This is a genomic window from Bradyrhizobium sp. CCGE-LA001 (assembly GCF_000296215.2).
Classification (GTDB): domain Bacteria; phylum Pseudomonadota; class Alphaproteobacteria; order Rhizobiales; family Xanthobacteraceae; genus Bradyrhizobium.
The window spans coordinates 3,081,172-3,105,424 of the sequence record NZ_CP013949.1 but is presented as its reverse complement, the minus strand read 5'-3'; the positions used below and the strand labels follow the sequence as shown (position 1 = coordinate 3,105,424).

General features: G+C 64.1%; 22 protein-coding genes. 13 read left to right on the top strand and 9 right to left on the bottom strand.

Annotated elements, in window-relative coordinates; translation table 11 throughout:
• Positions 1–15: 15 nt before the first annotated feature.
• The gene (locus tag BCCGELA001_RS14400) at positions 16–1,275 is read right to left on the bottom strand and encodes an ABC transporter substrate-binding protein (RefSeq protein WP_060735605.1); all 1,260 of its coding nucleotides are present in this window, start codon (positions 1,273–1,275) and stop codon (positions 16–18) included.
• Between the two features lie 169 nt (positions 1,276–1,444).
• On the opposite strand from BCCGELA001_RS14400, the gene BCCGELA001_RS14395 reads away from it, so the two are divergent.
• The 4 genes from BCCGELA001_RS14395 (at position 1,445) to BCCGELA001_RS14380 (ending at position 6,272) form a co-directional block, all read left to right on the top strand.
• On the top strand, positions 1,445–2,938 hold the full coding sequence (locus BCCGELA001_RS14395; RefSeq protein ID WP_060735604.1) for an AMP-binding protein: 1,494 nt from the start codon (positions 1,445–1,447) through the stop codon (positions 2,936–2,938).
• Positions 2,935–3,576, top strand: a complete 642-nt coding sequence (locus tag BCCGELA001_RS14390) for a TetR/AcrR family transcriptional regulator (protein ID WP_008554070.1) — start codon at positions 2,935–2,937, stop codon at positions 3,574–3,576. Before BCCGELA001_RS14395 ends, BCCGELA001_RS14390 begins: the two co-directional genes overlap by 4 nt.
• Positions 3,573–5,483 (top strand): flavin-containing monooxygenase, encoded by a 1,911-nt coding sequence (locus BCCGELA001_RS14385; RefSeq protein WP_060735603.1) that lies wholly within the window; start codon positions 3,573–3,575, stop codon positions 5,481–5,483. The genes BCCGELA001_RS14390 and BCCGELA001_RS14385 overlap by 4 nt, the downstream gene beginning before the upstream one ends.
• 153 nt (positions 5,484–5,636) lie before the next feature.
• On the top strand, positions 5,637–6,272 hold the full coding sequence (locus tag BCCGELA001_RS14380; protein ID WP_008554055.1) for a 2-hydroxychromene-2-carboxylate isomerase: 636 nt from the start codon (positions 5,637–5,639) through the stop codon (positions 6,270–6,272).
• A gap of 3 nt (positions 6,273–6,275) precedes the next feature.
• On the opposite strand, the gene ald is transcribed toward BCCGELA001_RS14380, so the two are convergent.
• A complete protein-coding gene (gene ald / locus BCCGELA001_RS14375; protein ID WP_060737653.1) occupies positions 6,276–7,391 on the bottom strand; it encodes an alanine dehydrogenase in 1,116 nt (371 codons plus the stop codon).
• Positions 7,392–7,532: 141 nt separating this feature from the next.
• Here ald and BCCGELA001_RS14370 point away from each other — a divergent pair, with 141 nt between their 5' ends.
• The 6 genes from BCCGELA001_RS14370 to BCCGELA001_RS14345 all read left to right on the top strand — a co-directional run bounded on the left by BCCGELA001_RS14370 (position 7,533) and on the right by BCCGELA001_RS14345 (position 14,911).
• Positions 7,533–8,012, top strand: a complete 480-nt coding sequence (locus tag BCCGELA001_RS14370) for an Lrp/AsnC family transcriptional regulator (protein ID WP_060735602.1) — start codon at positions 7,533–7,535, stop codon at positions 8,010–8,012.
• 142 nt (positions 8,013–8,154) lie between these two features.
• Positions 8,155–8,646 carry a (2Fe-2S)-binding protein gene (locus BCCGELA001_RS14365; RefSeq protein WP_060735601.1) on the top strand — a complete coding sequence of 164 codons (492 nt, stop codon included), beginning with the start codon at positions 8,155–8,157 and terminating at the stop codon, positions 8,644–8,646.
• Complete coding sequence (locus BCCGELA001_RS14360; protein ID WP_008554044.1) at positions 8,643–9,659, top strand: FAD binding domain-containing protein; 1,017 nt, start codon at positions 8,643–8,645, stop codon at positions 9,657–9,659. The genes BCCGELA001_RS14365 and BCCGELA001_RS14360 overlap by 4 nt, the downstream gene beginning before the upstream one ends.
• Positions 9,660–9,666: 7 nt before the next feature.
• On the top strand, positions 9,667–11,871 hold the full coding sequence (locus BCCGELA001_RS14355; protein WP_060735600.1) for a xanthine dehydrogenase family protein molybdopterin-binding subunit: 2,205 nt from the start codon (positions 9,667–9,669) through the stop codon (positions 11,869–11,871).
• Positions 11,872–11,971: 100 nt separating this feature from the next.
• Positions 11,972–14,329 (top strand): Orn/Lys/Arg decarboxylase N-terminal domain-containing protein, encoded by a 2,358-nt coding sequence (locus BCCGELA001_RS14350; RefSeq protein ID WP_008554026.1) that lies wholly within the window; start codon positions 11,972–11,974, stop codon positions 14,327–14,329.
• A gap of 6 nt (positions 14,330–14,335) precedes the next feature.
• Positions 14,336–14,911: a GNAT family N-acetyltransferase gene (locus BCCGELA001_RS14345; protein WP_060737652.1), complete on the top strand. Its 576-nt coding sequence runs from the start codon at positions 14,336–14,338 to the stop codon at positions 14,909–14,911.
• Between the two features lie 4 nt (positions 14,912–14,915).
• On the opposite strand, the gene BCCGELA001_RS38140 is transcribed toward BCCGELA001_RS14345, so the two are convergent.
• Positions 14,916–15,128 (bottom strand): hypothetical protein, encoded by a 213-nt coding sequence (locus BCCGELA001_RS38140; protein WP_060735599.1) that lies wholly within the window; start codon positions 15,126–15,128, stop codon positions 14,916–14,918.
• 125 nt (positions 15,129–15,253) lie between these two features.
• Positions 15,254–16,303, bottom strand: coding sequence for a hydroxyacid dehydrogenase (locus BCCGELA001_RS14335; protein ID WP_008554009.1), 1,050 nt, complete (start codon positions 16,301–16,303; stop codon positions 15,254–15,256).
• A gap of 242 nt (positions 16,304–16,545) precedes the next feature.
• On the opposite strand from BCCGELA001_RS14335, the gene BCCGELA001_RS14330 reads away from it, so the two are divergent.
• The 3 genes from BCCGELA001_RS14330 (at position 16,546) to BCCGELA001_RS14320 (ending at position 18,172) form a co-directional block, all read left to right on the top strand.
• Positions 16,546–17,112 (top strand): thiamine pyrophosphate-binding protein, encoded by a 567-nt coding sequence (locus BCCGELA001_RS14330; RefSeq protein WP_008554007.1) that lies wholly within the window; start codon positions 16,546–16,548, stop codon positions 17,110–17,112.
• 8 nt (positions 17,113–17,120) lie between these two features.
• Positions 17,121–17,717 (top strand): thiamine pyrophosphate-dependent enzyme, encoded by a 597-nt coding sequence (locus BCCGELA001_RS14325; protein WP_008554005.1) that lies wholly within the window; start codon positions 17,121–17,123, stop codon positions 17,715–17,717.
• Positions 17,718–17,794: 77 nt separating this feature from the next.
• Positions 17,795–18,172 carry an antibiotic resistance protein VanZ gene (locus BCCGELA001_RS14320; protein ID WP_060735598.1) on the top strand — a complete coding sequence of 126 codons (378 nt, stop codon included), beginning with the start codon at positions 17,795–17,797 and terminating at the stop codon, positions 18,170–18,172.
• A 43-nt stretch (positions 18,173–18,215) separates the two neighbouring features.
• Here the strand turns inward: BCCGELA001_RS14320 and BCCGELA001_RS14315 are convergent, their stop codons facing one another.
• The 5 genes from BCCGELA001_RS14315 to BCCGELA001_RS14295 form a co-directional block, all read right to left on the bottom strand.
• Positions 18,216–18,599 (bottom strand): DUF1236 domain-containing protein, encoded by a 384-nt coding sequence (locus BCCGELA001_RS14315; protein ID WP_008554001.1) that lies wholly within the window; start codon positions 18,597–18,599, stop codon positions 18,216–18,218.
• A gap of 113 nt (positions 18,600–18,712) precedes the next feature.
• Positions 18,713–19,600 carry a 2-hydroxy-3-oxopropionate reductase gene (locus tag BCCGELA001_RS14310; RefSeq protein ID WP_008553999.1) on the bottom strand — a complete coding sequence of 296 codons (888 nt, stop codon included), beginning with the start codon at positions 19,598–19,600 and terminating at the stop codon, positions 18,713–18,715.
• A gap of 11 nt (positions 19,601–19,611) precedes the next feature.
• A complete protein-coding gene (hyi, locus tag BCCGELA001_RS14305; protein WP_008553997.1) occupies positions 19,612–20,397 on the bottom strand; it encodes a hydroxypyruvate isomerase in 786 nt (261 codons plus the stop codon).
• A 12-nt stretch (positions 20,398–20,409) separates the two neighbouring features.
• On the bottom strand, positions 20,410–22,200 hold the full coding sequence (gene gcl, locus BCCGELA001_RS14300) for a glyoxylate carboligase (RefSeq protein WP_060735597.1): 1,791 nt from the start codon (positions 22,198–22,200) through the stop codon (positions 20,410–20,412).
• Positions 22,201–22,354: 154 nt separating this feature from the next.
• Positions 22,355–24,157: an adenine deaminase C-terminal domain-containing protein gene (locus tag BCCGELA001_RS14295; RefSeq protein WP_060735596.1), complete on the bottom strand. Its 1,803-nt coding sequence runs from the start codon at positions 24,155–24,157 to the stop codon at positions 22,355–22,357.
• Between the last annotated feature and the right edge of the window lie 96 nt (positions 24,158–24,253).

The following is a 24,253-nucleotide window of genomic DNA, read 5'->3' as shown; positions in this document are numbered from 1 at the left end:
CGCCGACACGTCGGTTCAGGTGTAGCCCTTGCTCTTCTTCCACTCGGCCTCGAGTTCGAAGATGGTCTTCCAGTCGCCGGCCTTGACCTCGGGCACGTAAGGCTCCTGCGGGATCGTGGTGCCCCAGCCGATGGCGTAGCCAACCAGCGTGTGGTCGTCGCCGCGCATGGTCACGGTGCCGTCGGCGCCGAACGGGCACTTGATGGTGAGGCCCTTCAAAACTTCCGCGATCTTCTTGCCGTCGGCCGAATTCGCCTTCTTAGCGGCTTCGGCCAGGAACATCACCGCCGTCGCGTTCTGCCACGACCAGTTAGTGGGATATTCGTTGTACTTCGCCCTGTAGGCATCGCCCCAGGCAGCGTTCGCCGGCGTGGTCGGAAAGGTCTTGATGTACCGATTGCCGGAGTGGATGCCCTTGGGCAAATTCTTCACCACGGTGAGCGCGGTGTAGTCGGCCATGTTGACCGCGAACACCTCCATCTGGCTGAACATCGCGTAGATGTTGGCCTGGTCGATGTAGGAGGTGAGATCGCCGCCCCACAGACAGGAGTACAGCGCCTGCGGCTTGGCCTGAAGAATCTTCGTCACCACCTCGGTGTAATCAGCCTGGAACAGCTTTGGCCAGGACTCGCTGATGATTTCGACGTCGGGCGCGAAGCGCTTCAGATACAGTGTGAACTCGCCGGTGGTGTCGCGGCCATAGGCATAGTCCGGCGAACAGGTCGCCCACTTCTTCAAGCCCTTGGCCTTGGCGATCGAGGCGGCGTAGCTGCCGCCGACGATGGAATCGTGGATGCCCTGCCGCACGCAGCGGAACGCATTCGGGATGTGCTGCTTCGGATCGGCGGTCAGCGAGGAGGCTTCCGAGCAGGTGTGGATGCAGAGCACGCCGAGATCGCGCGCAACTTCATGCACTGCGAAGGATCCGGAGGACGCTTCGCCGTCGAGCAGCAGCTCGCAGCCGTCGGTGTTGACGAGTTCGCGCGCGACGCGGGCGGCCTCCTGCGGCTGGCCCTTGGAGTCGCGGATCACCATCTCGATCTGCCGGCCTGCAAGACCGCCGGCGGCGTTGACCTTCTCGACCTCGAGCATCACGGCATTACGCGAGGACGTGCCGAGTTGCGCAACGCGCCCCGACAAAATCGTCGGCATGCCGATCTTGATCGTCTTGGCCTGCGCCCGTGCCACCCATGGCGCGGCAAACGTCATCGCACCGGCGCCCATCAACGCCAATGTTGAACGGCGGCTGATGCCCGGCGTGCGGGTTCTCGTCATTTTCCCCTCCCTCTTGTGGGTCGGCGTTCCTGATCCCTGCCGGAGATCGTCCGTCTCCGTGTCTCCAAGGATTTCAGAGCAAAGGGGGTGACGTCAAGCCAAAGATGAATTACGAGTCAGAATTCATCAAGGGAGACGCGAAGCCGCCAATCGGCTCAAAACAAGCGCTATGATCAACCTCTCGAGCTTCATCGCCTTTCATGCACGGCGTACGCCGGACCGGCCTGCGCTGAAATATCGCGGCGAGGAGATTTCCTACGCGGTCTTCCATGCGCGCGTTCGCCAAGTCGCAGGCTGGCTCGCCGCGCATGGCATCGGCCCAGGCGACGTCGTCGCAGTGCTGATGAAGAACAGCGCGGCGTTCCTGGAGCTCGTGTTCGCGACCAGCCATCTCGGCGCGGTGTTCCTGCCGGTCAATTTCCGGCTCTCGCGCGACGAGGTCAGCTACATCGCCGGCAATGCCGGCGCGCGGATGTTGATTGCCGATGAAGAACTCGCGGCGAATGCAGCGGGCGCGAAGACCATCGTGGTGAATGAAGCTGCGCAACAAAGCATCACCCATCTTGCCGGCGATACGCTGCACGCGCCCATGCATGTGCGCCAGCCATCCGACCTGATGCGGCTGATGTACACCTCGGGCACGACCGACCGCCCCAAGGGCGTGATGCTCACTTACGACAATTTCTACTGGAAGTCGGCCGATCAGACCATCGCGCTCGGTCTCGGTGCGGACACGCGCCTTCTCGTCCTCGGCCCGCTCTTTCACGTCGGCGCGCTCGATCTGCCCGGAATCGCTGTGCTCTGGCATGGCGGCTTCATCCGCATCGAACGCAATTTCGAGCCAGAGGCGGCGCTGGCGGCGATCGCCGAAGACAAGCTGAATGCCGCCTGGTTCGCGCCCGTGATGACCACCGCGATGCTGACCTGCCCGACGCGCGACCGCTACGACGTTTCCAGCCTGAAGTGGGCAATCGGCGGCGGCGAGAAGACGCCGGAGCTGCGCATCCGCGCCTTCTCCGAATATTTCCGCAATGCGCGCTATATCGACGCCTATGGCCTCACGGAGACTGTCGGTGGCGACACCTTCATGGAGAAAGGCCGCGAGATCGAGAAGATCGGCTCGACCGGGCGCGCCATCGCCCATGTCGAGATCGATATCCGTGATGAGGACGGCAAGACGCTGCCGCCGAACGTCAATGGCGAGATCTGCCTGCGCGGCCCCAAGATCACGCGCGGCTATTGGAAGGATCCGGAGAAGACGGCCTCCGCCTTCTTCGGCAACTGGTTCCGCAGCGGCGATGTCGGCTATCTCGACGAAGATGGCTTTCTGTATTTGACCGACCGCAAGAAGGACATGATTATCTCCGGCGGAGAGAACATCGCGTCCTCCGAGGTCGAGCGCGTCATCTACGATCTACCTGACGTGCGCGAGGTCGCCGTGATCGGCCTGCGCGATCCGCGCTGGGGCGAGCGGCCGGTGGCCATCGTCGTGCTCGCCGAAGGCGCCAGCCTCGACCTTGCTGCCCTCACCGAGCACTGCCGCACGCGGCTGGCGAGCTTCAAGGTGCCGAAGCAGCTGATTATCCGTGACAGCCTTCCCCGCAATCCCAGTGGCAAGATCCTGAAGCGCCTGTTGCGCGCCGAGCTGGAGACCTCTGAATGACGCAAGTGAACGCCAAGGTCACAAAGCTCAACCGTGTCGAGCGCAACGCCTGGACCAAGCAGAAGATCTTCGAGGCCGCCACCAAGGTGGTCGGCAAGCATGGCTATGCCGAAGCCTCGGTCGCGCGCATCACCGAGGAAGCCGGCGTCGCGCAGGGCACCTTCTACAATCATTTCGAAAACCGGCAGGAGCTGCTCGATCAGCTCCTGCCCAAGATCGGTCTCGACATGGTCGAGTTCATCCGCGCCCGCACCGGCACCGCGGATGCGGCCCGGCAGGAGATCGCGCGCTTCTCCGCCTTCTTCGATTTCATACGCGAGGTCCCGGAATTCCTGCGCATCCTCAACGAAGCCGAGTTCTTCGCACCCATCGGCTATCAGAAGCATCTCGACAACATCGCGACCGCCTATGTCCGCATCCTGCGCCGGGCTCGCCTTGCCGGCGCCATAGAGGACTACAGCGACGAGGAATTCGAGGCGATCGTTCACATGCTGATGGGCTCGCGCGGCTATCTCAGCCGACGCTACTCCTATTCGGAAGGCGTCGTCACCGTCGTGCCCGATCACGTCATCTCTGCCTATCGCAAGCTGATGACGCGCGGCCTCTTCACTGCATCCGGAGATCAGGACACGCCATGAACATCGCATCTCCACACAAGCCGCTCGATCTCGCCTCCACGATCGCCGAAGGAGACATCCGCTGTCTGCTGATGGTGCTGGTGCACATGACCGGTGACGAGAAGTGGCTCGCGCCGCCCTACCTCCCCAAGCGCGACATTCGCCTCATTCCCGATCCCGAGGCCGGCGTGCCCAGAGACATCCAGGACGAGATCCGCGCCGCCGTCGTCGAACTCTTCACCAATGGCACGCCAAAACCCGTCATCGCCGATCCCGGCGACGAGCTGCTGCTGAAGATGATGCGCGCGTGTCTCGGCGAGAACGTCGCGCCGGAATATGCCCCCCTGATGCGCGAGGAAATGGGTTTCGTGCCGCGCCAGGCGCGATGGACCGAGCGTCCAGCAGACGACAAGCTTGCCGACCAGCATGTGCTGATCGTCGGCGCCGGCGTCTGTGCCATCGCGCTCGGCGTGGCGCTCGGCCATCTCGGAATTCCCTACACCATCGTCGAGAAGAACGCCGAGCTCGGCGGCACCTGGTGGATCAATCGCTATCCCGGCTGTGGCGTCGACACGCCGAACCATTCCTATTCCTACTCGTTCGGCTCGGGCAACGCATGGACGCGCTATTTCTGCCAGCGCGAGGAGCTGCTCGGCTATCTCCAGAAGGTCGCGGAGGAATACGGCATCCGCAAGCATTTGCGGATCAACACAGAATTGACCTCGTCGCGCTGGGACGAAGCCAAGCGGCGCTGGATCTCCACCCTCAAGACAAAGGATGGCGAGGAGATTTTCGAATCCACTGCGCTGGTCTCGGCCATCGGCCAGCTCAACGATCCCTCGCGCGCCCATTTCAAAGGCGAGGAAGACTTCAAGGGCACGATCCTGCACTCGGCACTATGGTCCGACGAGATCAATCTCGACGGCAAGCATGTCGCCGTGATCGGCACCGGCGCAACATCGATGCAGCTGGTGCCCTCGATCGCCTGCCGCGTGGCCTCCGTCACCGTCTACCAGCGCAGCGCGCAATGGGCGCGGCCGGTGAAGGGCTACGCCGATCCGATCAGCGAGGGCGCGCGCTGGCTGCTGGCGCATCTGCCGTTTTATGTGCAGTGGTATCGCTTCAACATGTTCTGGCGCTACGGCGACGGCCTCCTGCCTTTCCTCCGCAAGGATCCGGCCTGGCCGCATCCGGAGCGCGCCGTCAACAAGGGCAATGACCGGCATCGGCAGGAACTGACCGATTTCATCCTGTCCGAGCTGAAGGATCGGCCCGATCTGATCGAAAAATGCGTGCCGACCTATCCGCCCTACGGCAAGCGCATCCTGCTCGACAACAACTGGTTCAAGACGCTGACCCGACAAAATGTCGAATTGGTCACCGATGCGATCGATCATTTCGACGAGAGCGGCATCGTCACCGCCGACGGCAAGCACCGGCCCGCCGATATCATCGTGGTCGCAACCGGCTTCAAGGTCACGGAGATGGCAGCGCGCCTGAACATCCGTGGCCGCGACGACAAGGATTTGCGTGAGGCTTGGGCCAACGACAATCCAACTGCGTATCTCGGCCTCACCGTGCCGGGCTTTCCGAACTTCTTCTGCATGCTCGGGCCGAATTCAGGCCCTGCCCATGGCGGCAGCGTCATCTTCCAGTCGGAGTGCCAGAGCCGCTACATCTCGGCTTGCCTCGCCGACATGATCGAGCACGACGTCGCCGCCATCGACGTCCGTCAGGACGTGCTCGATGATTACGTCCGCAAGGTCGATGCCGAGCACGAGGCGATGATCTGGACCCACCCGGGCATGAGCACCTACTACCGCAATGCGAGCGGCCGGGTGTTTTCGGCGATGCCGTGGCGGTTCGTGGATTACTGGCGCATGACGCATGATCCGGATATGGGGCAGTACCGGCTTACGAAGGGGTAACCTCTTGCCACATCGTCATTGCGAGCGCGGCGAAGCAATCCTGAATCTTTCCGCAGTGAGACGCTGGATTGCTTCGCTGCGCTCGCAATGACGGAATTCGCGAGTTAACTTCCCGCCCGCCAAGGAGTGCCACACGTCCAAAGGGAGCCGACCGTGCCCAAGCCAATCGTGCGCGTCTACACCGACTACAAGAGCCCCTACGCATTCGTCGCGAATAAGCGTCTGTTCACGCTCGAAGAGACACACGGCGTCGAGATCGAATGGCTGCCTTACACGCTGCGTGTCGCGGAATTCATGGGGACGGTTGAGGAGCGCACACCGCATTTCTGGCGCAAAGTGCGCTACGCCTATATGGACGCGCGCCGCCATGCCAATGCGCAGGGGCTCATCATGAAAGGGCCGCGACGGATCTACGACGCCTTCTATTCCAGCGTCGGCATGCTGTTCGCACAACGGCATGGCTTCTTCCGCCCCTACCATGACACGGTATTCCGAAAATTCTGGAGCCATGAGCTGGAGATCGACGATCTCGCCGCAATCACGGATGTCATCACATCATGCGGCGGCTCGGCCAGCGAGTTCGAGGCCTACGTGCACGGCCCTGCACGCGCCGAACATGACCGCATCATCTTTGATGCCGAAGCGCTCGGCGTGTTCGGCGTGCCCACCATGGTGTTCAACGGCGAGCTGTTCTGGGGCGGCGATCGCATCGACATGCTGATCGAGCGGATCGAGAGACCTGAGACGATCGAGGCCGCGCTCGGCAGTCGTCATCGCAAGCCGGCATAAGCGCTAGGCCGCCAGCCCGCTCTCCACCGGAGCGAACTCCAGGCCCAGGCTTTCCGCCACCGCCTTGTTCGTGATCCGGCCGCGATGCACGTTGAGCCCGTTGCGCAAGTGAGGATTCTCCAGCACCGCGGCAAAGCCCTTGTTCGCCAGCATCAGGCCGAACGGCAGCGTCGCGTTGTTGAGCGCTTGGCTCGACGTCACCGGCACCGCGCCAGGCATATTGGCGACGCAATAATGCACGATGCCTTCGACCTCATAGGTCGGTTCGGTGTGCGTGGTCGGATGCGAGGTCTCGAAGCAGCCGCCCTGGTCGATGGCGACGTCGACCAGCACCGCGCCCGGCCGCATCGACTTCAACATCGCGCGCGTGACCAGCCTCGGGGCGCTCGCGCCCGGCACCAGCACAGCGCCGATCACGACGTCGGCGGCGAACACCTCCTCCTCGACCGACTCGATCGTCGAGAAGCGGGTGCGCACCCTTCCGACAAAGAGATCGTCCAGCTGGCGCAGACGTGGAATCGAGCGATCGATCACCGTGACTTCAGCGCCGAGGCCTGCGGCCATGCGCGCCGCCTGCGTTCCCACCACGCCGCCGCCGAGCACGACCAGCCGCGCCGGCTGCACGCCCGGCACTCCGCCGAGCAGCAGCCCTCGGCCGCCCGCCGATCGCCTGAGCGCGGCGCCGGCGGCCTCGATCGCAAGGCGGCCGGCGACTTCGCTCATCGGCGCGAGCAGCGGGAGGTGACCGCTCGCGTCCGTGACGGTCTCGTAGGCGATCGCGGTGCACCCGGAGGCAAGCAGGCCCTTCGCCTGCTCCGGATCCGGCGCAAGATGGAGATAAGTGAACAGGATCTGGTTTTCGCCCAGTTGAGCCCATTCGCTTTTCTGCGGCTCCTTCACCTTCACGATCATCTCGGACTTGGCGAAGACGTCCCGGGCGCTTTCGGCGATCGCGGCCCCTGCCCGCCGATAGACCTCGTCGGAGGCGCCGATGCCGCTGCCGGCGCCGGTCTCGACCATCACTTGGTGCCCGGCCGCGACATATTCACGGACCGCGCCCGGAGTGAGCCCGACGCGATATTCCTGCACCTTGATCTCTTTGGGGACACCGACGCGCATCTTCAGCTCCTCCTCAAGCATTGATTCCGCTCATCATCGTAGCGGTGCCGGTAGTTTGGTTTCGTGCAAATATCCGCTAGGCTCGAAAGGTCCGCGCCGGTTTCCGGCGCGAAAATGCCCTTTAGCGCTGGAAACAACACCTTGGCCCTCGACCGGAAAGATCTCGCCATCCTTGCGGAACTCACGACCAATGCGCGGGCGAGCCACACCGAACTCGCCCACAAGATCGGCCTGTCGAGCACGGCGATGGCGCGGCGGCAGAAGGCGTTGGAAGATGACGGCTATATTCAGGCCTATCATGCCGCGCTCGATCTGGCGCAGTTCGGCCTCACGACGACGGTGCTGGTCCGCATCGCGCTGGAGAGCCAGAGCGACGACGCGTTGAAGGCGTTCGAGGCGGAGGTGGTGAAATGCCCCTCCGTCGTGCGCTGTTTCCTGATGTCGGGGACCGACGACTACATCCTGATCGTGCTTGCCCGCGACATCCAGGATTTCGAGCGCATCCACCGCACCGAGTTGTCGCGGCTGCCACGCGTCGCCCGGGTGCAGTCCAGCTTCGCGCTGCGCGAGATCGTCAACCGCGCCGTGCCGACCGTGGTGTTCGGCGAGGCGAAACGCTGACCGCCGTGTCGCGGGCGCCATAATTCGGCAGGGAACCAAGCAGCCGGTTGTCCGTTGGACGCCTTTGGCGGGGCGGAGGCGACGTGCCTCCGCGTCAGCATGGCTGACGTCACGGCTCGGTCGCCGGCGCAGGGAGCAGGACATGAGCGATGTCGCGCACGACATTCCCGAACGCATTCCGGTTCATCTCGTCATCAATGGCGTTGACCATACGCTCGATCTCATACCCTGGACCACACTGCTGGACGCATTGCGCGATCATCTTGCGCTGACGGGCACCAAGAAAGGCTGCGATCACGGCCAATGCGGCGCCTGCACCGTGCTGGTCGACGGTCGGCGCGTCAATTCGTGCCTGACGCTCGCGGTCATGAAGGATGGCGCCGAGATCACGACCATCGAAGGCCTCGCCAAGGATGGCGCGCTTCACCCGCTGCAACAGGCCTTCATCGATCACGACGCATTCCAATGCGGCTATTGCACGCCGGGGCAGATTTGCTCCGCCGCGGGCCTGTTGGCCGAGGGCCGTGCGCGGAATGCCGACGAGATCAGAGAACTGATGAGCGGAAATCTCTGCCGCTGCGGCGCCTACCCCAACATCGTGGCGGCAATCGAGCAGGCAATGAGCCGATCATGAACAACTTCCAGTATTCCCGCGCGAGCGATATTGCCCACGCCATTCGCCTGCTCGCCGCCGATCCCGGCGCGAAGCTGATTGCCGGCGGCACCAACCTGATCGACCTCATGAAGGAGAATGTCGAACGGCCCTCCCGGCTGATCGACATTTCTCGCTTGCCGCTTCGCGAGATCGAGGAGACCGCCGACGGCGGCCTGCGCATCGGCGCCCTGGTGCCGAATTCGGACCTCGCCTACCATCCGCTGATCGAACAGCGCTATCCCCTGCTCGCCAGCGCGATCCTGGCCGGCGCCTCCGCGCAACTGCGCAACATGGCATCGGTCGGCGGCAATCTGATGCAGCGAACACGCTGCGCCTATTTCTATGACACCACGACGCCGTGCAACAAGCGAAGTCCCGGCACAGGCTGCTCAGCGCTCGACGGCCTCAACCGTAACCACGCCATCCTCGGCACCAGCAAGTCCTGCATCGCGACCAATCCATCCGACATGAGCGTCGCGCTGGCCGCGCTCGGTGCGCTCGTGCACACCGCAGGACCCACTGGTGCGCGCACCGTTGCTCTGACGGATTTCCATCGGCTTCCGGACGACAAGCCTCATCTCGATACGATTCTCGGCAGGGGTGAGATCATCACCGCAATCGAGCTGCCGCCGCACAGCTTTGCCCGGAACTACAGTTATCTGAAGATCCGCGACCGGCTGTCCTACGCTTTCGCCCTGGTCTCGGTCGCGGCCGCGCTCGAAGTGGAGGGCAACGCGATCAGCGAAGCGCGGCTTGCCCTCGGCGGCGTGGCTCACAAGCCCTGGCGAAGCCTCGAGGCCGAAGCGGCGTTGCGGGGCCAGGCGGCAACTCCGGATCATTTCGGGCGCGCTGCCGACCTGCTGCTGCAGGGAGCAACCGCTCGTTCGCACAATGGATTCAAGATCGAGCTGGCGCGCCGAGCCGTCGTGCGTACGCTGATGCAGGCCACGAGCGCAACGCCGCAATCACAAGCTCACAAGAAGATCGCATGAGGGTCCGATGAACGCCTATGTCGGAACACCAACGTCGCGCGTCGACGGCCGGGCCAAGGTCACCGGAGCCGCCAAATATGCCGGCGAATTCGCAACAGACGGCCTCCTTCATGGCTTCGTGGTCGAAGCCACCATTCCGCGCGGGCGCATCGCTCGCCTGGATACCAGCGAGGCGCTGAAGGTGAAGGGCGTAGTCGACGTGCTCACCCATGCGCATCGCCCGCCTCTCGCCGACAAGGACGAAGCCTGGAAGGACGAGGTGGCGCCGGAGAAGGGCTCGCCTTTCCGCCCGCTGTACGACGACAGGATCAAGTTCAACGGCCAGCCCATCGCACTCGTCGTCGCCGAGGATTGGGAGACCGCCAAGTTCGCCGCAACCCGCGTTCACGTCGAATATGAGCAGGAGCCGTTTGCGACCGATCTCGAATCCGAACGCGGCAAGGCCGCCAAAGTGGATCAGCCGCACAAGCCGCGTGGTGACGCGACAACAGCGCTAGCGCGGGCGGCCGTTCGCCACGAGGCGGACTACGTCATTCCCAGCGAGCATCACAATCCGATGGAGCTCTATGCGACGACGGCGGTCTGGGACGGCGGCGGTAGGCTCACGGTCTACGACAAGACGCAGGGCGTTCAGAACGTGCAGAAGTTTCTTTGCAGCGTTTTCGGCAAGAAGCCGGACGACATCCGCGTGATCTCGCCCTATGTCGGCGGCGCCTTCGGCTCCGGCTTGCGGCCGCAGCACCAGGTAGTGCTGGCAACGCTTGCCGCTCTCGCACTGAAGCGATCTGTCCGCGTCGTGCTGACGCGACGGCAGATGTACGGCCTCGGCTTTCGTCCCATGACCATCGAGCGCGTTGCGCTCGGTGCCAAGCCTGATGGCACGCTCGATGCGGTCACTCATGAAGCGATTGCCGTGACCTCCCGCTACGAGGATTTCTCGCGCAACGACACCGGCTGGGCCGAGCAGCTCTACAAGAGCCCCAACAGCCACCATTCCCACAAGCTGGTCGACCTCGACGTCGCGACCCCCTGCGACATGCGCGCGCCGGGAGCCGCAACGGGCGTCTGCGCGCTCGAATGTGCCATGGACGAACTGGCCGTCGCGCTCAGGCTCGACCCGATCGAACTGCGTCTGAGGTGCTACTCGGATCGCGACCAGACCGGAGGCCTGCCCTACACCAGCAAGCAGTTGCGCGAATGTTACGCCCGCGGCGCGGAAGCTTTCGGCTGGAGCCGCCGCAATCCCGCACTCCGCTCGATGCGCGACGGCAAGGAACTCGTCGGCTGGGGCATGGCAACGGGCGTGTGGGAGGCGCTGCAGATGCCGGTCGCCGTCCGCATCGTGCTGACGGCCAACGGCCATGCCGAGGTCTCCTGCGCCGCGTCCGATATCGGCACCGGCACTTATACCATCGTGGCGCAGGTCGCGGCCGATGCCCTCGGCCTGCCGATCGAGAACATCAGCGTCAAGCTCGCGGACTCGACCCTCCCGCAGGCACCCGTGGAAGGCGGCTCATGGATGGCCGCCTCGAGTGCGCATGCCGTGCTGGGCGCAGCCGAAGAGATTCGCCGCGAGCTCGCACGATACGCCAAGGCGATGCCTGCCTCGCCACTCGCCGGCGTCGATGCGCCCGACATCATTCTCCTCGACGGCACGGTCGCCAAGGCCGCCGACAGGAGCCGCGCCGTTTCGATCGCCGATGCGATGCGTCATGGCCAGGTCGAACGGATCGAGAAGGAGAAGCTGAACGAGTTCGCCGAGGACAAGTCGCACGCGCGCAACACGCATTCTGCCGTCTTCGCCGAGGTCAAGGTGGATGAAGAGCTCGGCGTCATCCGCGTCACGCGAGTTGTGAGCGCGATCGCGGCCGGGCGCATCCTGAACACCAAGACCGGCCGCAGTCAGATCATGGGCGGCGTGGTCTGGGGGATCGGGATGGCGCTGCACGAGGAGACGTTGATGGACCACCGCTTCGGCCGCATCATGAACGCGAATATCGCCGAATACCACATTCCCGTGAACGCCGACGTCCACGACATCGACGTGATTTTCGTCGACGAGCCCGACGACCACATCAACAGGTTGGGCGTCAAGGGTCTCGGCGAAATCGGCATCGTTGGCGTGCCCGCGGCGATTGCGAACGCGGTCTATCATGCCACCGGCAAGCGTATCCGGCGTTTCCCGATCACGCTGGACAAGCTGCTCGATTGAGGCCACCAGCCTTCGAACTTCTAGCAACGCTCGGCTCCTGTCATCCAACTGTCATCGAATGTGCAGAGAGCTGGTATCTCCGCCACATTCGGGATCCGACATGGACTACTTCAAGCGCTTCAACTTCCTGTTCGCCGCACCTGTGTTCGACGCCGACGATCTCGAAGGCGTCCGCTTCAACCAGATCATCGAGGAGATCCAGCGCTCCGGCTTCGAGGTGGTCCGGGCCCGCAAGCTGGAGGATGCCGAGATGGCGGTGCAGACTGATGCCGCGATCGGCTGCATGGTGGTGGATTGGGGCAAGAAGGGCCTGGAAGGCAAGACCTCGGCGCTGATCAATCTGATGCGGCGTCGTGGACTCGATTTCCCGATCATCCTGTTGATCCGCCGCAAAAGGTTCGAGGATCTGCCGGTCGAGGTGCTCGATTTCATCGACGGTTACGTCTTCCTGTCCGAGGAGACCCCGACCTTCATCGCCAAGAACCTGATCAGCCGGCTGAAGCAATATGCCGAAACTCTGAAGACGCCGTTCTTCGGCGCGCTGGTCGATTATGCAGAGGAAGGCAATCAGCTCTGGACCTGCCCGGGGCACAATGGCGGCGTGTTCTACAACCGCAGCCCGATCGGCCGGGTCTTCGTCGAGCATCTCGGCGAGTCCGTGTTCCGCGACGACCTCGACAATTCCGTGCTCGATCTTGGCGACCTCCTCACCCACGAAGGCCCCGCGCTGAGGGCGCAGAAAGAGGCCGCGCAAATCTTCAGTGCGGAAAAGACCTATTTCGTGCTCAACGGCACCTCGACCTCGAACAAGGTCGCGCTCGGCGCGCTCGTCACCGACGGCGACCTCGTGCTGTTCGACCGCAACAACCACAAGGCCGCCCATCATGGCGCGCTGATGATCAATGGCGGCGTGCCAATCTACGTGCCGACCATCCGCAACGCATGGGGTCTGATCGGTCCGATGCGCTGGGACTTGCTCGACGAGAAGACTTTGCGCGAGGCGATCCGCAATCATCCGCTTGTCACGGACAAGAACGCCTGGCGCAAGGAACGGCCGTTCCGCGTCGCGGTCGTCGAGCAATGCACCTATGACGGCACGATCCACAGCGCCGAGATGATCCTCAAGCGCGTCGGCCATCTCTGCGAGTACATACTGTTCGACGAAGCCTGGGCCGGCTTCATGAAATTCCATCCGCTCTATGCAGGCCGCTTCGCCATGAGTCTGGCCAATCTTCCCCCGGAGGCACCCGGCATCATCGCGACCCAGTCGACGCACAAGCAGCTCGCGAGCTTCTCGCAGGCCTCCCAGATCCACATCAAGGACCGTCACATCCGCGGCCAGAAGCGGCGCGTCGAGCATCGCCGCTTCAACGAGAGCTTCATGCAGCACGCTTCCACGTCGCCGTTCTATCCACTCTTCGCGTCATTGGATGTCGGGGCGCAGATGATGAAGGGCCGCTCTGGCGAGGTGCTGTGGGACGACACGATCCGGCTCGGCATCGAGTTGCGCAAGAAGATGCGGGCGATGCGCCGGGAGTTCGAAGAGAAGGAGCAAAATCCGGAGCGGCGCTGGTTTTTCGAGCCATTCGTGCCGGATCGCGTCGCCATTCCCGACGTCGGCCGCCCCGGGGCCGCTCACAACGTCGCCTGGGAGACCCTCTCCACCGACGAGCTCGCCACCAATCCCGCGCTGTGGCAGCTCTCCCCCGACGACACTTGGCATGGCTTCCCCGGCCTCACTGAGGGCTTTGCCATGACCGACCCGAACAAGCTGACCCTGCTCACGCCCGGCTTCGACCGCACCACCGGCGCCTATGCCGAGCATGGCATCCCCGCGCCGGTCGTCGCGCAATACTTACGCGAAAACCGCATCGTTCCCGAGAAGAACGATCTCAACTCCATGCTCTTCCTGCTCACGCCAGGCGTCGAGGCGAGCAAGGCCGGCACACTGATCTCGGGTCTTGTCGCGTTCAAGAAGCTGCACGACGACAATGCGCTGCTGGCCGACGTCATCCCTGAGTTCTACCTGCGGCGGCAGGCGCGCTACGCCGGCGCGCGGCTGCGCGACCTCTGCGGCGAAATGCACCGCTTCTTCCGTGCCGCCGACGTCAGCGCGCTACAGGCCCGGCAGTTCATGCCCGAGCACATGCCTGAAATCGCGATGTCGCCGCGCGATGCCGCGCGCTATCTGTTCCGCAACGACGTCGACTATCTGCCGATCGAGGCGATCGCGGGCCGCATCGCCACCACGCCGTTCGTGGTCTATCCGCCCGGCATCGCCACCATCGTGCCCGGCGAGCGGCTGACGGAACGAGCCAAGCCCATGATCGATTACCTCAAGATGTTCGAGACCTGCTTCAACACGTTTCCGGGCTTCGATGTGGAAATCCAGGGCGTCTACAAGGAGATCGATGCGAACGGCCGCATCGGGCTCTATACTTACGTCGTTGCTGAGTAGGTGCCGATGAACGAAGCAGCCGCGCGCGCGAGTGACGAACGGGTTTTGGTGCGGCCCTCACGCGAGGGCGACGTCGAGGCGATGCTGGCGATCTACCGCCATCACGTCCGCAATGGCGTGCCGCGCGACGTCGAGGGAACCGGCGCACCCGAGCCGGATGATCTGCGCGACCGGCGCAAGAACCTGAAGCAGACCCGCCTACCGCATCTGGTCGCGACCTTTCGCGGCGAGGTCGTGGGCTATGCCTATGCGGTGCAATTCCGCAAGCGGCCGGCCTACCGCTACACGGCGAAACACTCGATCTATGTTCATCACGAGCATCTCGGCCGCGGAGTCGGGCGGCTTTTGCTCCAGGACCTGATCGATGCCTGCGCGGCGGCCGGCTTTCGCCAGATGATCGGCTATATCGATGCCGACAACGCGCCCTCGCTGGCGCTGCACGAGAAGTTCGGCTTCGCGCGCGCCGGGCTGCTCTGCGGTGTCGCCTATCGCCACGGCCGCTGGTCCGATACCGTGATGGTGCAACGGTCGCTCGGCGCGGGGACGACGGCGCCCCCGCCTGTCACGGCGCCCGCCCGATAACGCCTTACGATGGAAAGTCAGCTGGTCTGACCTGGATGCGGTCGGCATGCAGCGACCAGTGATGCAAGGCTTGATCCTTGCAAAACTTCGCCTTGGCCCGCTCTTTGGCTTCGTCCTCATCGCAGGCGTCGATTTCGAGCGTGCCCTGGCACACCTCGATGTGCCGGCCGTACTGGCCGAGCACGTCCTTCATGAACCTGACGACATAAGTAGACATGGGACCTCCCTGCTGCCCCGGCGGCACTCTAATCCCATTTAGGCCGGATGCGGGAGGGAGTTTTTGACGCGGATCAAGGTCGGCGCAGCTTTCCGGCGGTTATTCCGGACGCTTGGCGCGAGCTCCTACCCCGGCGTCACGCCGAACGCCTGCTTGAAGCGTTCTGCATAGTGCGGCCAGACTTCGGGATTGATGATGCGCGGCGGACGCTTGCCGTCGAGCGTCTCCAGCACCTGCTCGGCGGCGATGCGGCCCATGTTCTGGCGCGCCTCGATCGTCACCCCCGCTGTATGCGGGCTCGCCAGCACGTTGTCGAACTGGAGCAGCGGATGCTCCGGCGGCGGCGGTTCCTTGGACCAGACGTCGAGGCCGGCGCCCGCAATGCGCTTGTCGCGCAAGGCCTGCAGCAGCGCGTCCTCGTCGTGGATGAAGCCGCGCGCCGTGGTGATGAAATAGGCGTGCGGCTGCATCAGCGCGAATTCGCGCACGCTGATCATGTTGCGGCTGCCCTTGTTGAGCGGACAGGAGATCGAGACGAAATCGGAGCGGCGCAGAAGCTCGTCGAGCTCGACCTTCTCCCCGCCCCGCTCGGCCATGACCTCGGCCGAAAGATACGGGTCATAGGCCAGCACCTTCATGCCGAGCAGGCCCTTGCACAAAGCGGCGATGCGGCGGCCGACATTGCCGAGCCCGATGATGCCGACGGTCTTGTGCTCGACCTCGTTGCCGACGAGTTCGTTGCGGTTGACATCGCGTTCACGGCGCAGCCGGCGGTCCGACTGGATGATGCGCTTGGACAGCGTCAACATCATCGCGAGCGCATGCTCGGCGACCGAATGGGCGTTGCCGCCGGACTGGTTGACGACCACGACGCCCGCCTCCGTGCAGGCCTCGACGTCGACGGGATCGAAGCCCGCGCCGTTGCTAGAGACGAGCAGCAAATTCGGCGTGCGCTTCAGGAAGGCGGCATCGACATGGAAATGCGGGGCGAGTTCATCGCGGGCGGCGCCGACCTGGTAAACATGGGCTGCACTCAGGATCGGCGCATAGAAATCTTCGGGGCTTTCGTTCTCGATGCGATCGAGCCGGACATCGGGCCGCGCCTTGAGGATGTCGATGTAGATCGGATTGGCCAGATATTTGACGTAGAACACGCGCTTGTTGTTGACCGACATCAGGACCCTTCCGGCTCGCTTGCGAGGGAGATCGGCAAGGTCGGCGTTGCGCTCGCCTCTGCTTCCTCCCGCTTTTATCGTTACCGCCTTTATGACATGGCGGCGCCGGCCACGGCAGGCCGTCCAGCGCAGATCACGGTGCCGGCCAGGACATGTTGACAATCCCACTGCCTGCGTCAAGTTCGGCGGACTGCCGCGGCGGCCAGATACCAAGAAGCATGCGCGGCTCAAGGGAGAACGCAATGGCGATTGCGGAGCAGAAGACCTCGCCCCCGGCTGCACAGGGGGCCGGCGAAAGCAGCTGGCATAGCATCATCCTGCAAACCCTGAAGCGGAACGAGATCAGCCTCATCCCCTACGTTCCTGATCGCGTGCTGACGCCGCTGATCAAGAACCTTCACGCCGATCCCTTCTTCACCACCTTTGCCACCGCCCGCGAGGAGGAAGCGGTCGGCATCGTTTCGGGAGCCTGGATGGGCGGCCGGCGCGGCGCGGTGCTGATGCAGACGTCAGGCTTTGCGACGCTCGCCAACGTGCTGGCCTCGCTCGCGGTGCCCTACCAGATTCCGCTGATCATGTTCGTCTCCGAGCGCGGCACGCTCGGCGAGTTCAACTACGGCCAGTCGCTGGTCTGCCGCACCATGCGCCCGGTGCTGGATTCGCTGGCGCTGGAGCATCACACCATCACCCGGCTCGACGAGCTCGAATTCATCGCCGACCGCTCGATCAAGCAAGCCGTCACCACGCAGGCGCCGGTGGCCCTGATCCTCAACCCGCTGCTCACGGGCGGCAAGGTGTTCGACAAGTGAGTTTGGCCATGGATCATCGCAACACCAAGGTGATGAACCGCTTCGACGTCACCTCGCGCCTGATCGCGAAGCTCGGAAACAAGGAAGCCGTGATCGGCGGCATCGGCAACACCAATTTCGATCTCTGGGCCGCCGGCCACCGCCCGCAGAATTTCTACATGCTGGGCAGCATGGGGCTCGCTTTCCCGATCGCGCTCGGCGTGGCGCTGGCGCAGCCCGACCGCCACGTCTTCGCGCTCGAAGGCGACGGCTCGCTCCTGATGCAGCTTGGTGCGCTCTCGACGATCGCGGCCCTGAAGCCGAAGAACCTCACGATGATCGTGATGGACAACGGCATCTACCAGATTACCGGAGCGCAGCGGACGCCGGCAGCTGGTGTCGCCGACATCGTCGCCATCGCTCTCGGCTCCGGTCTCGCCAACAGCGCCTGGGCTGCGGACGAGGAGGATTTCGAGCGGCTGATCGAGGCTGCGATGGGTGCCTCCGAGCCCCATCTAATCGCCGTAAGGATCGACGACAAGCCTGGCATCGGCACCACCCGCCGCGATCCCGTGCAGATCCGGGAACGTTTCATGCACGGCCTCGGCGTGCGCGAGCCACTTTAACGTTTCGTCATTAACTAAACGTCGATCTGGTGGCTGGAGGGTACCGGCCCGTTACAAATCTGTGCTATGCGGGCCGGATGTCAATTTTGGTTCGTTCCATTGCCTGGCTGCTCGCGGCCGCCGTCACTTTCGCAACCCTCGGCCCACCGGGCCTGCGGCCCCATTCAGACCTCGGTCAGGACGGCGAACACGCGCTCGCCTTCATTCTGGTCGGACTGGCCTTCGGCCTCGCCTATCCGCGGCGGCGCCTGCGGATTGCTGCGGCCTCGGTTGTCCTGATCGGCGTGCTGGAACTGATGCAATTTTGGGCACCCGGCCGCCATGCGCGACTTGCGGACTTTCTGGTCGACGCGCTCACCGCCTGCTTCGGCTTTGCCATCGCAGCCGCTGCCGACTGGGCCATGACCCGGCTTCGCAACAGCGCGGCCCTGACGAGCGAAGGCCCCGCGGAGTAACTCGCCGCAGGGCCCACCTTCTCAGCGCTTAACCAAGTGCAGATCAGTCGATGATCTTGACCACGCGGCGCGTGCGCGGCTCGACGATCACGCGGCGGTCGTTCACGACCGCATACCGATACTCGGTGTAGTTCGGCACCGGGCGCAGCACCACGGTCGGAGGCAGGGGCTCGCCGACCACGACGCGCTCCTCCACGACAACCGACTCGCTGCGCGGGATTCCGCCGAGAATCGCGTTCGGAATTTCGAGACCAGCGCCAACGGCTGCACCGACGGTACCGCCAACCATCGCGCCGACCGGGCCGCCGATGTCGCCACCTGCGCGCGCGCCGTCCCTGGCGCCCTGTTCGGTCGTCGACTGGGCAAAGGCTGCGCTCGACGCCAGCAGCGAGGCGGCAGCCAACGAAATCGCAAGACGGGTTTTCATGACCTTAAGTCTCCAGTGATTGTTATGCGCCTTCAACCGCGGGACCGGAGCATTGTTCCGGTTCCCCGCGGCCAAAGGCGCGCCAATCCCAGAGACTGTTACGCGGTAACAGATCAGACCGCAGCGATCTCGTGCCCTGCCATCAGTTCCAGCGCGCGCACCATTGCGGAATGATCCCAGGCCTTGCCGCCATGCGCGGTGCAGGACGAGAACAATTGCTGCGCGACCGCGGTGCTCGGCAGCGAAAGGCCGAGTGCGCGGGCACCTTCCAGCGCGAGGTTGAGATCCTTCTGGTGCAGTTCGATGCGAAAGCCCGGATCGAAATTGCGCTTCACCATGCGCCCGCCATGGACTTCGAGAATCCGCGACGAGGCGAAGCCGCCCATGAGCGCCTTGCGCACCAGCGCAGGGTTCGCGCCGGCCTTCGACGCAAACAACAATGCTTCGCTCACAGCCTCGATCGTCAGGGCGACGATGATCTGGTTGGCGACCTTCGTCGTCTGACCGTCGCCATTGGCGCCGACATGCGTGACGTTCTTGCCCATCTTGTCGAAGACCGGCTTCATGGTGCCGAAGGCGCGCTCGGGCCCGCCGACCATGATGGTGAGGCTCGCGGCTTTCGCGCCGACCTCTCCGCCCGACACCGGCGCATCGAGATAGTCGGCGCCCAGCGCCTCGATCTTCTTCGCGAACTCCTTGGTCGCCAGCGGCGAGATCGAGCTCATGTCGACGACGATCTTGCCTTTTGAGATACCGCTCGCGACACCGTCCTTGCCGAACAGCACCGCTTCCACATGTGGCGTATCCGGCACCATGATGATGACGGCATCCGCTTCCTCCGCAACTTCCTTGGCCGATTTGCAGGCGATGCCGCCGGCCGCAATCAGTTCGGGCGCAACCGGCGCGACGTCATGCAGGAGAACGCGATAACCCGCAGCCAGGAGGTGGCCGGCCATCGGCCGTCCCATGGTGCCAAGTCCGATGAAGCCGATATCGATCATGTCTTGTTTCCTCACGTCTCGAACGTCTGCGCCGCGTGCCACGAAAGCCCTTCCAGGGTCGTGGTGCGCGGCTTGTATTCGCAGCCGACCCAGCCGCGATAGCCGATCGCGTCGAGATGGCGGAACAGGAAGGGATAGTTGATCTCGCCGGTGCCGGGCTCATGACGGCCGGGATTATCGGCGAGCTGGATATGCGCGATCTGCGGCAGATATTCCTGCATGGTGCGGGCGAGATCGCCTTCCATGATCTGCATGTGATAGATGTCGTACTGGACGAACAAATTGCTCGACCGCACCTCGGAGATGAGCCGCACCGCCTGCTCGGTGCCATTGAGGTAGAAGCCCGGAATGTCCAGCGTGTTGATCGGCTCGACCAGCAGCTTGATGTTCTCCCGCGCCAGCGTCGAGGCCGCGAAGCGTAGGTTGCCGACCAGCGTCTCCTGAAGCTCGCGCGGGTCGGCACCGGCAGGCGCGATGCCGACGAGGCAATTGAGCTGCTCGCAATCCAGCGCCTTGGCGTAGTCGATGGCGCGGAACACGCCGTCGCGGAATTCGCTGGTGCGATCGGGCAGGATGGCGATGCCGCGCTCGCCAGCCGCCCAATTGCCGGCCGGCAGATTGTGCAGCACCTGCGTCAGGCCGTGAGACTCTAACTGCTCGCGCAGCTGCGCCTTGTCGAAATCATAGGGAAAGAGATATTCGACGCCGGCAAATCCCGCCGCCTTCGCAGCGGCGAAGCGATCGAGGAACGGCATCTCGTTGAAGAGCATGGTGAGATTGGCAGCAAATTTCGGCATGATGCGGTTCCCTTACTCTGCCGGCTGCAACACATTGAGCCGCGCGCTTGCGACCTCGTCGAGCGGCAGATCCAGCACCTCCTCGAACTCGACGATGTTGTCGATCTCGGTGCCCATCGCGATATTGGTGACGCGCTCGAGGATGAACTCGACCACCACGGGGACGCGATGCTTGGCCATCAATTCGCGCGCGGTCGCGAACGCCGCTTGCGTGTCCTTGGGGTCGGTGACGCGTATCGCCTTGCAACCGAGGCCTTCGGCGACCGTCACATGGTCGACGCCGTAGGCGCCGATCTCGGGCGCGTTGATGTTCTCGAAGGAGAGCTGGACGTGATAGTCCATGTCGAAGCCGCGCTGGGCCTGGCGGATCAGACCGAGATAGGAATTGTTCACGACGACGTGGATGTAGGGCAGATTGAACTGCGCGCCGACCGCGAGCTCCTCGATCAGGAACTGGAAGTCGTAGTCCCCCGACAGCGCGACGATCTCGCGATCCGGGCATGCCGCGCGCACGCCGAGCGCCGCCGGGAGCGTCCAGCCGAGCGGCCCCGCCTGCCCGGCATTGATCCAGTTGCGCGGCTTGTAGACGCCGAGGAACTGCGCGCCGGCGATCTGCGACAGGCCGATCACGGTGACATAGGTGGTGTCGCGGCCGAACGCCTTGTTCATCTCCTCGTAGACGCGCTGCGGTTTGATCGGGACGTTGTCGAAATGGCTCTTGCGCAGCATCGTCGTCTTGCGGTCGCGGCAGGACGCGGGCCACGCCTGGCGCTCGCGGAGCCTGCCTGACCGGCGCCACTCCCTGGCGACGGCGACGAACAGCTCGAGCGCCGCCTTCGCGTCCGAGACGATGCCGAGATCCGGATTGAACACGCGCCCGATCTGCGTCGGCTCGATATCGACATGCACGAATTTGCGGCCCTTGGTGTAGGTCTCGACCGAGCCGGTGTGGCGGTTGGCCCAGCGGTTGCCGATGCCGAGCACGAAGTCGGATTCCAGCAGCGTTGCATTGCCGTAGCGATGGCTGGTCTGGAGCCCGACCATGCCGGCCATCAGCACATGGTCGTCGGGGATCGCGCCCCACCCCATCAGCGTCGGCACCACGGGCACGTTGGCGATCTCGGCAAATTCCACCAGCAGATCAGACGCATCGGCATTGATGATGCCGCCGCCAGCCACGATCAGCGGCCGCTCGGCAGCATTGAGCATCTCCAATGCCTTCTCGACCTGCTTGCGCGTCGCGGCCGGCTTGTAGACCGGCAGCGGCTCATAGGTCTCGTCGTCGAACTCGATCTCGGCGAGCTGCACGTCGAGCGGCATGTCGATCAGCACCGGCCCCGGCCGGCCCGATCGCATCACGTGAAAAGCCTGGCTGAACACGCGCGGCACCAGCGCCGGCTCGCGTACCGTCACCGCCCACTTGGTCACGGGCTTTGCGATCGACTCGATGTCGACGGCCTGGAAGTCCTCCTTGTAGAGGCGTGCCCGCGGCGCCTGCCCGGTGATGCAGAGGATCGGAATGGAATCGGCGATCGCCGAATAGAGCCCGGTGATCATGTCGGTGCCGGCCGGCCCCGACGTGCCGATGCAGACGCCGATATTGCCCGCCTTGGCCCGCGTGTAGCCCTCGGCCATGTGCGAGGCGCCCTCGACATGCCGTGCCAGGATGTGGCGGATCGAGCCGCGTTTCTTCAGCGCCGAGTAAAGCGGATTGATCGCAGCGCCGGGAACCCCGAAGGCGGTCGAGATGCCTTCCTTCTCCAGAATTCGCACGGCTGCATCGACGGCTCGCATCTTCGCCATAATCGGACCTCGCTCTAAGTTGCGTCAGCGAGCGAGATCATCCGGTCTGCGTGATGCAATCTCAACGAGATCGATTTTATTTTCCACGATGCGGCAGCCGCGGAAAAATCGTGGCGGTCTCAATCGGTTAGACCGAGATACACATGAAAGCAGATCACTCGAACAGCGGCGCCAGCTCCATCTGCGGCACCAGCACGAGGCCCTTGTCGGTGATGCGAATTTCCGGAATGACCGATAGGGGAATCAAATTGAAGCCCATATAGGGGATGGTGCAGCCGGCCTCGGCCCATTCCTTCTTGAGCGCCCTAACCTCTTCGGCCACCTCGGTCACGCGCTTGTCGGAGAGCAGCCCTGCGATCGGCAAGGGAACCAGCGCCCTCACCTGGCCCTCGGCGACAACGCAGACGCCGCCCTGCTGCTCCCTGATCGCTGCGATCGCGACCTGCATGTCAGCTTCGTTGGTGCCGGCGACGATGATGTTGTGGCTGTCATGCCCGACGCTGGAGCCAACCGCGCCGCGCTTCAGGCCGAAATCCTTCAGCAGGCCGTGGGCAACATTGCCGGCCGACTTGCCGTGGCGCTCGACCACCGTAACGAAGCAGAGGCCGTAGCGCGCAAACAGCGACGGCCAGTCCTTGGCCGGTTCGATCGCGACTTTTTCATGGATCAGCGTGATGCCAGGCAGCGCGGTCTTGATCGCGTTGACGGTGCAGGCTTTCGCAGGCAGCTCCGGCGTGAGCTTCAGCTTCCCCGGCAGCTTGACCGTGGCGTAGGCCGCCTTCGGATATTGATAGCGCTGCGACAGCGCCTGATCGAGGCGCGGCGTGATCTTGCCGTGCTCGACCACGAGCTCCCCGCCATACCAGGTGCATTGCGGCTTGAGCTGATCGTCCATCAGCACGAGATCGGCGCGCCGGCCACCGCCGAGACCGCCGATATCCCCTTCCATGCCGAAGCGCGTCGCGCCGTGCAGTGAGCCCATCGACCAGGCCTGCTCGGGCGACATTCCCGCCTTCACGGCTTCGCGCACCACCCAGTCGAGACCGAACAGCAAGAGATCGTCGGCGTCGCGGTCGTCGGTGCACACCGCCGTGCGCTTGTGCGAGGCGCCGAGCTCGGTGATGGTGCGGATCGCCTGCGGCAGCGAATGCCAGGGCGTCGTTGGCGGGCCGCCGCGCAAAAACACCCAAACGCCGGCGTCGAGCAGATCATCGGCAATGTCACGGTCGATCGCCTCATGGGTGTCGGTGACGCCGCTGGCCGCGTAAGCCGCGACGAATTCACGGCCGTAGACATGGCCGGACACCGGCCGCCCCCGCTTCAAGGCGGCGGCGAGGATGGCGTGGCTGCGCTCGTCGCCCATCGTCACAGGCACAAAGTCCATCTTCTCGCCGAGCGCCACCGCTTCGGGCCAGCGGTCGAACAGGCCGGCTATCTTGTCCGGCGTGAGATCGCCGCCCGCTGTTTCCAGTTCCGCCGACGTCGCCGGCACCGTGCTCGGTACCGTCAGGAAGATCGACAGTGGCGCCAGCCGCGCGTCCTCCAGCATGGCCTCGACACCGGCGACGTCCATGACGTTGCCGATCTCGTGGCTGTCGCAAAAGATCGTGGTGGTGCCGTTGAGCAGCGCGGCCTCGGCATAGGCGCAGGCCGTCACCATCGAGGATTCGATGTGAATGTGCGGATCGACCAAGCCGGGCGCGATGATGCCGCCTGCCGCGTCATAGAACGGCACGCCGCTCCAGACCTTCTTCGCCGTGCCCGCAGGCTTCACCGCGGCAATGCGGCCGCCGGTGATCCAGACCTCACGGTTGGCGTGGATGCGGTCCGAATAGGTCGAGAGCACCCGTCCGCCTGTTATCACGAGATCCGGCGCAACACGGGCCGAGGCGACGTCAGCCAGACGCCGCGTCATGCTGTGCAGCGGCGCGACAGAGAAACGGGTGAGTTTGGTCATCGAGGCTCTCGCGAAGATTGGACAGCCCAACGATGGTTGCCCCCGACGGCGGCAGGGGCAACTCAAATAATGTGGCACCAGTGCTTACGCATTGGG